Here is a 12,130-nt window from a genome sequence, read left to right as displayed (position 1 = left end):
AATATTAATTTATAAAAATATTCCATGTGTGATGTATAAAATCAATTTATATATGTAATATTGTAGTGCGGAAATTGATTTAATACCAGAATGAAAAACCTTTTTTAATACCGAACACCCGATTCAGGAATCTTAAAAACTCTATACTAAAACGAACATTTTTTAACCTTTTATCCTATGAAATACACGTTTCGTATTGCCAGCTTTGCGCTGGTGGGACTGCTGTCTTTGTCGTACAGTAGCACAAAAGCCCAGTTAAAAATCGGTGCCAATCCAACTGTGATAGACCCGAAGGCATTATTACACCTCGAAAGCAACAGCAAGGGTCTGTTACTTCCGCGTCTTACCGACTTCACAGCTATTGGAACTACAGGCGTTACTGAGGGTATGATCGTATATCTCGCAAGTGCGACAGATCCAGGGTTGCATGTTTTTTCAGACGGTGCATGGCGTAAGCTGGGCGATCTGGACGCTATCGGCCAGAGCTTCTGGAAGTTCGGCGGTAACAATCCTGGCGCGAACCAGTCTATCGGTAACAACGATGGTTTTGACTTTATACTGAAAGCCGGTGGCGCAAATGCCCTGACTTTGAAAGCTAACGGCCAGGTGGAATTAGGTACACAACCTACGGTTGGTGCTGTAACAGATCTCGACGTACTGATGTTGGATGCAACCGGTAAAGTACTGAAGCGCACCATGAGTGCCAGTGCATTTGAGGAGTCTGTAACTTCAGTAGGTTCCGGTGGTGTAGAAGTTAAAGGTGATGCAACGTTCCAGACCAGCGTACTGGGCACCCACAACAACTTTAATATCTTATCCGATGCGACTGCAAAAACACTGACGTTTAATACGCCAGTACTCGGACCAACAGTAACTGCAGCCAGCACTATCGAGTACGGTTTCCTTACAAAAGATGACTACCTGAAACTGAATGCTACAGATCGTCTTGCGCTTGCAGCCGCAGCAGCTGGTGATTTAACTACTGCTACTAATGGTGCTACGCTGACTTATGATGCCGCTACAGGTAAATATTCACTTTCTCTCGCCCTGGCCAACGAGGTATCTCCTGGTTTGGTGAGCCTTGCAGACCAGAATTTCAATGGTATCAAAACGTTCGTAAGCGGTTTGATCTCTGATGGTGATGCAACCTTTAACCAGAATTTGGTAGGTAGAACGGCTGAATTTTCAGGTAACGTGCAGATCGGTACATTCGGCGATGCCAATACTTCCAGCATCCATGGTACAGTAACAATGGATGAAGCGCCTCACGTAGCTGCCGGTGCTATTACTCCAAATACTGTTTACCGTTTAATGTACCTGGATGGCAGTAACCAGATTGGTTCCCTTGATATGAACAGTGATGCATTCACTCCCGGTGTTGCAACTTTGAATACACTGAAAGGCGCTGTTACCCTTGCTACAGATAACGCTGGTACAGCACCCGGCATTACCAGTCCATCTGCTACCGAACTGGTACTCCAGCTCCCCGATGCGAATGCTACCACCGTTACACGTGGTTTAGTAACTAACGCAGCACAGGCTTTCGCAGGTGCTAAGCAGTTTGCCGCCGCGGTAACCGTTGGTTCCGCAACTGCAGGTGTTTCTACTCTTAACGTAGAAGGTTCATTATCTGCTGCTATCAGAACAATTACCGCTGCCGGTGCTATACTGGATAACGACTACACTGTTTTGGTACAGATCGGTGGTGCCGGTACAAACACTGTATCCCTGCCAGATGCTACTACCAGCAAAGGAAGGATTTATAACATCAAGAAATTACCTGCCGGTGCAGAAAACATCCTGGAGATTACCTCTGCAGGTGGTACTATCGAAGGTGCGGCATCAACCACTATCACTGTAGACTACTCTGGTATCCAGGTTCAGTCTGATGGTACTAACTGGTACATCCTGAGAAGAAACTAATACACATAATACCGATGGAGCGGCGGAAAGCGCCGTTCCATCTTCTTACTGTTCCATATCTGTCCAGCGCCCTTTTTTATAAAATCCTCCTATGAAACCTGAAGCTTTTATTAAAGCCGGCTTTACGTTCCTCACCTGTATGTTGCTACAACAGGCGGCAAACGCCCAGATCAAGATGGGTGGTACCGCTCCCGGCGTTATGCGCGGAGATGCGCTGCTGGAACTTAATTCGAATAAACAGGGTCTTTTACTTCCCCGTGTAACTTCTGCTGCTCTTGCACAACATCCTCTTGATACAGCGGCCAATGGCCTGGTGGTATATAATACTGATCTGAATAGTTTGTTTGTAAGAACAAGTGCCTCCTGGCAAAAAGTGTTAGATGCCGGCGCTACACAAGTATCGTCTGTTAACGGCGCATCCGGAGCCGTTTCGCTTACCGCCGGAACCGGCCTTACCGTAACCGGAACTTTGTTTGAGAACGACGGTGTCATCAGTTTTAACACCCGCAATGGCGCGGTGGTACCTGCTGAAGCCGATTATACCCTTAACTTATTGGGTGATGTAACCATTGCATCACCAGCAACAGACCAGCTGCTCCGCCATAACGGAACAGGCTGGGCTAACTGGACGCCTGATTTTCTGAAAGCGTCTGCCACACTTACACAGGGCTCTGTTTTATTTGCAGGAGCTTCTGGCGTAGTAACACAAGCGAATACAAACTTATTCTGGGATAATACAAATAGCCGTTTAGGCATTGGTAACGCCACACCAACACAGCCGTTAAGTGTTACAGGTAATGCGGCGGTGAGTGGAAATGTTGCGGTGGGTAGCGCTGTGGCGGCTACGAGTACATTGCAGGTAACTGGATCTGTATCTAAGCCAGTAACCACTAGCGGTTCGGCCATCACATTAACTGATGCTCATTATTTTGTAGTGATGACAGGGGCGGGAAACGTAACACTGCCGCCTGCCAGTACATGCCCGGGAAGGATTTATGTTGTGAAGAAAACCGAAGATGTGGCCGTTAGCGTTGAAACGCCTGTTGGTGACACATTTGAACGGGCTGCCGGACCAACGTCGTTCGATATCGACAATACCATCGTGGCAGGAATCTCCGGGCAAACCAATGCGGTTTACCGTTCTTACACCTTTCAATCCGGTGGCGGTAACATCTGGTACGTAACATCGAATTAAAAAAAATTCACTGTTTCTCACACCAAAAACTTAAACTTCTGAAACACATTCTAACCATATTAATCAGCTGCGTGCTATGGTCCGCTGCTTCCGCACAGGATACGGTGTTCGTACCGGCTGTGTCGAGAGTAGGCGTACTTACCGGCGATCCTGTATCCATTTACAGCAATGTGGTGAATGAAGGCGCTATACTTACAAATCCGAACGCAGTTGTGAACTTCTACGGGAAGTACTGGTATAACGTTGTAGGCTCGGCCCTGCTCGACGAAAGTGTTGACGGTGTTAGCGGTACAGGCGGTGTATTCCGTTTCCTCGGTAATAATCCGCGCTACAACAATATTGGCATACAAAGCATTTTCGGCGGATATAATGTAGCCGGTAAATCGGGCACTACTTTTCCTAACCTGGAAATAGATAATCCCCTGGGTGTGCTGCTGGCCGATCTGAGCGATCTGAAAGTGCGTCATAACCTTCACCTCGTTAACGGTCACCTGTTTCTCAATGGGTGGAACCTGGTAGTGGGAAATAACAGGCCGGGAACTATTACTGGTTATAGCGACAAATCATTCATCATTACCGGCCCTGCCATTAACGGAGGCTTCGTTTACCGCGAACAGGTAAGCGCCGCCGATGGCGACGTGGTGTTCCCGGTGGGCACTAATATTGCTTCTTATTCTCCTGCCCAGCTTAAATTTTCTGGCACGGTAGAGGATTTTCGTGTACGCGTATTTGATAGTGTATACCAGTATGCGACCAGCGGTCCGGCAAACAGGAAAGACTTTACAAATAAAACATGGAATATTGGACATGGTTCACAGCTGGTAAGTACTGATCTTACCCTGCAGCACATGAATGCGGACGAAGGGCAGGACTTCTCTTCTTTCCGCTCCAACAGTTATGTAAGCCGTTATGATAATAGCGCGTGGGATTTCATCGATAATCCTGATTACCTGCCCGTAGCCGGCGCTCTTACATCAGGAGCTGCACTACGTACGTCCACCATGCAAATGCGCCGCTTTAGCGATGGTTTCGGCCCTAACGAATACTTTGCAAAGGCCTCTGTTATTTACGGACCTTATTCTCCCGCCATCTATCTTTATTTTAACGCCTGGCGCCTTTCTAAATACTTCGCCCAGCTGGAGTGGACCACCACCCGCGAGCTGAACAACAGCGTGTTTGAAATAGAAAGACGTTACGACCAGGATACGGGTTTTGTTAAAGTGGGCACTGTGCCCACCATGGCAGCCAACGGTAACAGCACCTTCAAAATTGATTACAAACACGCCGATCCTAACCAGTACGGCGGCTGGACATACTACCGTATCAAATCAGTATCTAAAAATGGCCGTACCAGCTATTCCGAAGTCAAAGCAGTACCGCCATTCCTGGAAGTTAATATCTGGCCTAACCCGAACAGGGGACAGTTCCAGCTGAGGGTGCAGGGTAACACAGGGGCCGTGTTGGTGCAGATCACCAACATACTGGGGCAGGTGATGCATCAGTACGAATTGGTTTCACAAGGCACAGTGTACGTAAATGATCTTAGTAAGGGCACCTACCTCGTGGTGTTCTACGATAAAGCTACTCACCGGTTAATGCGAACTGAAAAAGTAATCGTTATCGACCGGTAGTTTTCTGGGAAAGTTAGCAACCGAAACGGGATGCAGCGCTTGCGTTGCATCCCGTTTTTGCATTTTGTTTTTTAGCCTTAACTTTGCCATAATCTAACAGGGCTTGAAAAAAATAATCATTACCATCGACGGGTACTCTTCATGTGGAAAGAGCACGCTGGCTAAACAGCTGGCGAAGAAACTTGACTATATATACATAGACAGCGGCGCCATGTACCGTGCGGTTACGCTCTACTTTATCCGTCATGACATTAACTGGAAAGATGAGGCCGAAGTAAAGAAGGCCCTGGCCGATGTACACCTCGAATTTGTATACAACCCTGCCACCGCCCAGGCAGATATGCACCTCAACGATGAGAATGTGGAGCACCTTATTCGCGAAATGCTGGTGGCCGAAAAGGTGAGCGAAGTAGCCGCTATTGGTGCTGTACGCCACTTTGCGGTATCACAACAGCAAAAGATGGGCAACCGTAAGGGCATTGTAATGGATGGCCGTGATATCGGTACCGTTGTTTTCCCTCAGGCTGAACTGAAAATATTTATGACCGCCGATCCTGCAGTACGCGTAGAACGCCGGTTTAAAGAACTGTACGAAAAGAACCAGAATATAACGATCCACGAGGTAAAAGAGAACCTGGAATTGCGCGATTACATCGACGCCAATCGTGAAATTAGCCCCCTTCGTAGAGCCGACGATGCTATCATATTGGATAACAGTCAGTTAACTATGGACGAGCAACTCGGCCTCGTGTTACAATGGGTAGAAGATGCGATAATGGAACATTCTTCTTGAATTTTTTTTTTATATTAAAAAAGTGTTATTACATTTGTCATAGTTACAGGATACATCCTGTGCCACACCATATAGTTTTTTGCCAAATCCTCAGAAATTCCTGCATTATTATTAAGTTAGTCAAGTGTTGTAAATGATACATTTACGTGTTGAGCTAATGCTATAACCCGCAAAGCGCAACTCACGTAGAGATGTTTTATAGACCCGTTTTACCTATGACCATGAATGTCATTTTTATTGCCGGCTAAAAGCATTTGTGCAGAGATCAGCGGACAGATGGACAGTGTAGATCGAATTGAATATAGATTACTCATCTATAAAGTTTTTGAGCCATATCCGACTGTATTCTAGAAAAAGACCAAACTATTAACCGTTTATTAAACTAACACTTCAATAAATTCTAACGCCGGTCCAACACCAGGACTGGATGTTTTAAAGGTAATGTGAAGTAGGGCCATATTTGGCTTTGTTTCATATTTTCAGTAGGTGTATTCGGTTAATAGGAAAGGGGCGAATTCTTTCGCCCCTTCATTTTTTTTACAAAGGCCTTGTTTACCAACTATTTACGTGTTGCCATCACCGCTAACCAACCTACGGTACCCAGGCGTGCAACATTGGAATAAAATATCTAACTTGTGGCTGATAATTGTCGCCCCTGCAGCATGTTACTCAAAAACTTATCTGTCATTGTACTCCTGTGCCTGGGGTTGGTTACCAGCGCTTATGCGCAGGACTCCTCTTCAGTGTATAAAGCACTCGACTCACTTAAGGCGTTAAAAGACGATACGCTGAAGGTAAACCTGATGGCTAAACGTGGTCGTACCTTTAATCGCTATTTCGATAGCCGCAACACCGACAACCTCTTTTATAAAGAAGCCATCGCTATCGCCGAGGCCAATCGTTATTATAAGGCACTCGCGGAAATATATAATGAAATAGGTACCAGTAAACGCAACCGGTCTTTGTACATTCTGGCGGCCGACTATCACGAAAAGGCACTGCAAAATGCGCAACTCTCCAAAGACGACCGGCTCATCAGCTTCTCTTACAATAACTTAGGTGTCGATTACCGCCGGCTCGACAAACTTGACAAAGCTTTTGATGCACATGTTAATGCGCTGATCATGGCGGAGAAAAGTAACGATATCAAAAACATCTGTGTAGCTACTAATAGCATTGGCAATATTCACTTGTCTAACAAAAAGTACCAGGAGGCCTTAAGGCATTTTACCAAGTCGCTGCAGCTGGAAGAAGAGGCGGGCAACGAGCTGGGCGTGGCTATCAACTTAGGTAATATTGGTTATGCCTACCAGGGCCTCGGCCGCCTCGATATGGCCATCGAGTTCTTTAAACGCTCGCTGGATGCCAATCAGAAAATCAACAGTACTACCGGTATTTCTATTTGTTACAACTGCCTCGGTGCGGTGTACCAGGAGAAGAAAGACTATAACACCGCCAAAAGTTACCTGCTTAAATCGCTGGCAGTCAACTCCAAAGTAGACGATCAGATCCATGTAGCGGATAACTACCTCAGCATAGCCAAACTGCTGGACGAGCAGGGCAATCAGGACAGTGCCCGCATCTATTTCCAGAAAGCAATTGATATGGGACGGAAGTGGGGATTTAAATCGATACTGGTGGACGCTTACAAAGGTATGGCGCACAGCCTGCGGGAGTCGAAGGCCTACGATCGTTCAGTATCTTATATGGACAGCCTTATTGTATACAACGACAGTATACAAATGGAGAAGAACGAACTGGTAGCCTCCCAGTCGGAAACCCGTTATAACGTAAACCGTAAGGATAACGAAATAAAAACACTGCACCAGGCGCAGGATAATGAGAAACTCCGCGTAAAGCGCAACCTGGCCGTGGCTATTTCCCTCGGGGTGATCTTATTTATGCTGATAATCGGTGGCTTTTTCTACATGCGGCACCGTAACCTTGAAAGCAACCGCCAGGCCCTGCAGCTGGAACTGCGTTCGCTGCGTGCGCAAATGAACCCGCACTTCATCTTTAACTCTCTCAGTTCTATACACCGCTACATCTGGAGTAACAACCAGGAAGAAGCGTCCGACTATCTTACTAAATTTTCCAAGTTGATGCGTATGATACTGGATAACAGTCAGCATGCCTTCATCCCCCTGAATAAAGAATTGGAATCGTTGCGCCTTTACCTCGACCTGGAGGTGCTGCGTTGTAATAATATGTTCGAATACCGCATCATCCTTAGCGATAATATTAATGAGGAAGAGGTAATGATTCCCCCGATGATTATCCAGCCCTATGTGGAAAATGCCATCTGGCATGGCCTGGTACATCGTAAAATGAAGGGTATGCTGGATATCGAAGTACGACTGAAAGGAAAGGTGCTGGAATGTATCGTAACCGATAACGGTATTGGCCGTAAAGTGGCGATGGAAATCAAAGAGAAGAAGAACAAAACCCATAATTCAATGGGTATGAAAGTAACCGAAGGAAGAATAGCACTCATCAGGAAAATAAATAACACCAAAGACGCGAACGTTGAAATCACCGACCTGGAAGATGATAAAGGACAAGCGGAAGGCACCAAAGTGACCATCGTATTGCCCGCCGAATTTTTATTTTAACGAACATTGGCAGCATGTGTGTAATGCAGCATTCAGGAAAGGAAACATGCCAGCCCTTACAACCATAATGTATTAATTGTTTGACATGAGCGAGATTAAAGCAGTCATCATAGATGACGAGCAGCACTGCGTCGATGCGTTAAAAACTATGTTGCAGAAGAAATTTCCACACGTAACGGTACTGGGAGGCGCCAGTAGTGTGGAGGAAGGTAAAGGACTGATAGACGAACTGCGGCCCGACCTGGTTTTTCTTGACGTGGAAATGCCTTACCAGAATGGTTTCGAATTACTGAAACTGTTCGATAAGGTAGATTTCGATGTGATATTCACCACCGCCTATGAGCAATACGCACTGAAAGCGATCAAGTTTAACGCGCTGGATTACCTGCTTAAGCCCTTCGGTATTTCCGACCTGCAGGATGCGTTGCAGAAATTCACCAACCGCCGGAACGGAAAGGCAGCCGACGGGTCGGTAGCTGCGCCTATCGAAATGTTCCTCCAGAACATGAAAACAATGCAGCACTCCAATAAAAAGATAGCGCTGCCCACGTTGAACGGACTGGTGTTTATGCCGGTGCAGAGCATCGTGCGGTGCGAGTCTACAGGCAACTACACGAAAATATTCTTTACCGATCGCAAACAGTTGCTGGTGTCTAAACCACTAAAGGAGTTTGAAGAATTACTGAGCGACATCGATTTTTTCCGTATACACAATTCTCATCTTATCAACCTCCAGCAAATGGACTCCTATATCCAGGGTGAAGGCGGATTTGCATTGATGAGCGATGGCACACAGGTAGAGGTATCGAGGAGAAGGAAAGCGGAGTTTCTGAAAAAGGCGGTACAGTTCTAAGCCAATTTTAGTCATTTCGATACCAGTTATCTGTTAGATCGTACCGGATACTAAATCATGGTTGCAGGAGGCAGCGCCTTGGGTTACTTTTGAGTACACAATTGAAAATTAACTGTTTGTTATTACAATAAAGATTTTTCTCTGCATTACTAGCGTTTGATTAGCCCCAAAGAAAAAAGACACCGGACGGTGTCTTTTTTATTATATCTAGTTGATAGATGCGCTCATTTTCTCCACCTCATCCTCCAGTTCCCAGAACGACAATAGTTTCCGGATGACGGCCTCCACGATAGCATCGGGACAGGAGGCGCCGCTGGTAAGCATGATCGTAACCTGCTCTTTCTCAGGCACAAAGCCGGTAGAGTACAGTTCCTGGTTGTGATGGAAGTCCCAATGGCTGATTTCGTTGCGCGATACCAGTTTGTCTTCAGAAGAAATAAAGAAAGTAGGCAGTTTCTCCTCGCAAAGTTCCACCAGGTGCGAGGTGTTGGAGCTGTTATATCCGCCCACAACAATGGCCAGGTCGGCCTCTTCGGCCAGCATACCGGTAACGGCGCTTTGGTTGTCGTTGGTGGCGTAACAGAGCGTATCGCGGGTATCGGCAAACCGTTCCTGCACCTGTTCGTCCGGCAGTGCGTAATGTTGCTGCATTACGCTGCGGATGTAGTCCGCGATAGCCTGTGTTTCTGACGCCAGCATTGTAGTTTGGTTCACCACCCCCACACGTTGCAGGTCTTTGGTAACATCAAACCCAGGTGAGTGCTGGCCTTTGAAGTTTTCGTAAAAGCTTTCGGCCGGCAGTTCGCCACGGATGTAGGCGGCCAGCGTTTCGGCTTCTTTAATATCTTTTACCACCACGGTTGGCGTTACCGACTGGCTGTGCGAAAACGTGGCGCGGGTTTCTTCGTGTTTAGGCTTACCATGTATAATTACCGTGTAATCCTTTTTGCCGATCTGGTCGGCCTTATTCCATACTCTTTCCACGAAAGGGCAGGTGGTATTGTATTGCAGCGGGGTAATGCCCATAGAAGTTAGGCGGGCTTCAATTTCCAGGGTGGTGCCAAAGGCCGGGATAATCACGATATCGTCCGGCGTCAGTTCTTCCCAGGAAATCAGTTGTTTGCCGCCGGTATCCATAATAAAACGCACCCCGCGCGACAGTAAATCATTGTTCACCTGGGGGTTATGGATCATTTCGCTAAGCAGGAAAATGCGTTTACCCTCATTTTCGTCTACGGTACGGAAAGCGATCTCAATCGCGTTTTCCACGCCGTAACAAAACCCGAAGTGGCGCGCCAGTAATATTTTTACAGGGCCAAAGTCCAGGGCCGTTGGCGTAAAATCTTTCTTCATCTTATCGTCCACCTTGCGCTTCTGTTTGATAGCACTGATCAGCGGGCTGCGGTATATAATCGGAACGTTGAATGTTTTCATGTTTGTGCGGTAGCTTCCAGTGCCACAAAGATAACGATTACCGGTCACAAGCGCCATGGCTTACTTTAACCGGTTAACCGGGAGACGGGTGGGGCTGGCATAGTACTGCTATCAGCCGCCGTTGTGTCACTCCCTTCAGCGACAGTAACAGCACTGGGCAGGTTCCGTTATTCCCATGGAGGCGGTGTATACACAGCGATATAAATCTCAACGTCACTCCCTTCAACGGTGGGATTATATGGTCAATTGTGCGACAGGTACCTTGTCGCAATTACACCCGCAGGCTTAAAACACGTCTCACCGTCCGCTCACCGTCCGCTCACCCTCCGCTTCACCATACTTTCAGCATACCTTGTCATTACCTCCAGGCGGTGTATACACCGTTTACCCGTTCACTACCTGCCTCGATTGCTTGTACTTTTCCCAGTCAAAGTTGCTGATAAAGAAGGCGGCCGTTTCCACGCCCCGTTTAAACAGTTCCAGTTTTTCGTCTTCATCCAGCGAAAAATCCAGCCAGCTGTATCGTTTCATGTTGTAATCGATAAATGATACCAGCTGCTTGAAATCCGGGTTACGGTGGATGAACTCGTTATCGAGGCTGTGGGCCGACGACCAGAAGATGGCGCCAATGTAGTCGAGGAAGCCATGGGTATCGTTGCATTTGGTACGATCGAACCCGATTTTAACACCGAAAGTCGGAGAGGAGGGTATTTTATGATAGTCGTGGAAGATGTCGATGGGGAAGTTAGAAAGTATGCCGCCGTCTACGAACAATACCTTTTCCGGGATGGTGCCGTAAAAATTACAGCGTGTTCTCCAGGCGTCCTGCTGGCCTTCGTGCGTGGGGATATTAGGAATTTCGAAAGGACGGAAGAACAGGGGAATCGACATAGAGGCCCGCACGAAGTCGGCCGGGTTGGCCTGGTCGATGTTTGGGTAATACAAGGAGCCCATGCGCGGGAACACTACCCTGGTTTCAGTGGTAATGTCGGCCGCTACAATGCCCAGTTCTATATATTCTTCGTTAAATTCATCACCTAAAGGTTTGCCAGTGGCCCGGTTGCGCAGTCCCTGCGGCATTTTCATCCGCATTTGCCGCATCTCTCCATAAGTGGTAATGCCCCGTTCCGCCAGTATCTCCTTTATCCAGTTATGAAATTCCGTGCCCGGGTTCAGTCCTTTTTTGTTGCTGGAGAGGTTATCGATAATGCAGGTGAAATACCATGCGCGGCGTAAGGTATCGAACACCCCGGGGTCGTCGTGGCGGTGTTTAAGCAGGTTGTCGATGAAGTTACGGGAATCGGGATCTCCATCAACAAAATCATAGAAGTCCTTGTGGGCTACTTTTTCGATGATCCATTCCGTTTTGGCATCCTCGATAGGGCCGGCAGCCAGCAGCAAAGCGGCGATAGCTCCTGCGGAGGCGCCGCCGATACACAGGAAACGGATGCCCAGTTGTTCGAGCGTGTACAGGTAACCCAGCAAAGCCATGCCCAGTGTGCCTCCGCCTTCCAGTACAATGTCTATGTATTGATGGCCGGCATCGTCTACGATGTCCGATATATGAAGATCGGCCTCTTTTAGCTGCGCGATTTTATGCTGTACAATGGGGTCATTGAACAGGTAATTCAGGCTTTGGTCGCCTTGTGGTAAATTACTCATACCCTTTGGGGTTTTGGGGTGGTGATT

Annotated in this window: 8 protein-coding genes; 6 read left to right on the top strand and 2 right to left on the bottom strand. The window is 47.3% G+C overall.

Going from position 1 to position 12,130, the window contains the following annotated elements; genetic code table 11:
• Positions 1 to 177: 177 nt before the first annotated feature.
• From QZT80_RS13215 to QZT80_RS13190, 6 genes are all read left to right on the top strand, one after another.
• On the top strand, positions 178 to 1,923 hold the full coding sequence (locus QZT80_RS13215; RefSeq protein WP_295122496.1) for a hypothetical protein: 1,746 nt from the start codon (positions 178 to 180) through the stop codon (positions 1,921 to 1,923).
• Between the two features lie 91 nt (positions 1,924 to 2,014).
• The gene (locus QZT80_RS13210; RefSeq protein WP_295122494.1) at positions 2,015 to 3,118 is read left to right on the top strand and encodes a hypothetical protein; all 1,104 of its coding nucleotides are present in this window, start codon (positions 2,015 to 2,017) and stop codon (positions 3,116 to 3,118) included.
• 71 nt (positions 3,119 to 3,189) lie between these two features.
• Positions 3,190 to 4,749, top strand: a complete 1,560-nt coding sequence (locus QZT80_RS13205; RefSeq protein WP_295122492.1) for a T9SS type A sorting domain-containing protein — start codon at positions 3,190 to 3,192, stop codon at positions 4,747 to 4,749.
• 103 nt (positions 4,750 to 4,852) lie between these two features.
• Positions 4,853 to 5,542 carry a (d)CMP kinase gene (gene cmk / locus QZT80_RS13200; protein ID WP_295122490.1) on the top strand — a complete coding sequence of 230 codons (690 nt, stop codon included), beginning with the start codon at positions 4,853 to 4,855 and terminating at the stop codon, positions 5,540 to 5,542.
• 662 nt (positions 5,543 to 6,204) lie between these two features.
• On the top strand, positions 6,205 to 8,154 hold the full coding sequence (locus QZT80_RS13195; protein ID WP_295122488.1) for a tetratricopeptide repeat protein: 1,950 nt from the start codon (positions 6,205 to 6,207) through the stop codon (positions 8,152 to 8,154).
• 85 nt (positions 8,155 to 8,239) lie between these two features.
• Complete coding sequence (locus tag QZT80_RS13190; RefSeq protein ID WP_295122486.1) at positions 8,240 to 9,007, top strand: LytTR family DNA-binding domain-containing protein; 768 nt, start codon at positions 8,240 to 8,242, stop codon at positions 9,005 to 9,007.
• A 207-nt stretch (positions 9,008 to 9,214) separates the two neighbouring features.
• On the opposite strand, the gene QZT80_RS13185 is transcribed toward QZT80_RS13190, so the two are convergent.
• Together QZT80_RS13185 and QZT80_RS13180 are read right to left on the bottom strand one after the other, a co-directional pair.
• Entirely contained in the window at positions 9,215 to 10,441 is a 1,227-nt protein-coding gene (locus QZT80_RS13185) for a 4-hydroxy-3-methylbut-2-enyl diphosphate reductase (RefSeq protein WP_295122484.1), read from the bottom strand.
• 384 nt (positions 10,442 to 10,825) lie between these two features.
• On the bottom strand, positions 10,826 to 12,103 hold the full coding sequence (locus tag QZT80_RS13180) for a patatin-like phospholipase family protein (RefSeq protein WP_295122482.1): 1,278 nt from the start codon (positions 12,101 to 12,103) through the stop codon (positions 10,826 to 10,828).
• Between the last annotated feature and the right edge of the window lie 27 nt (positions 12,104 to 12,130).

It is taken from the genome of uncultured Chitinophaga sp., assembly GCF_902168175.1.
GTDB lineage: Bacteria > Bacteroidota > Bacteroidia > Chitinophagales > Chitinophagaceae > Chitinophaga.
This window is presented reverse-complemented; position numbering and strand designations above follow the sequence as displayed.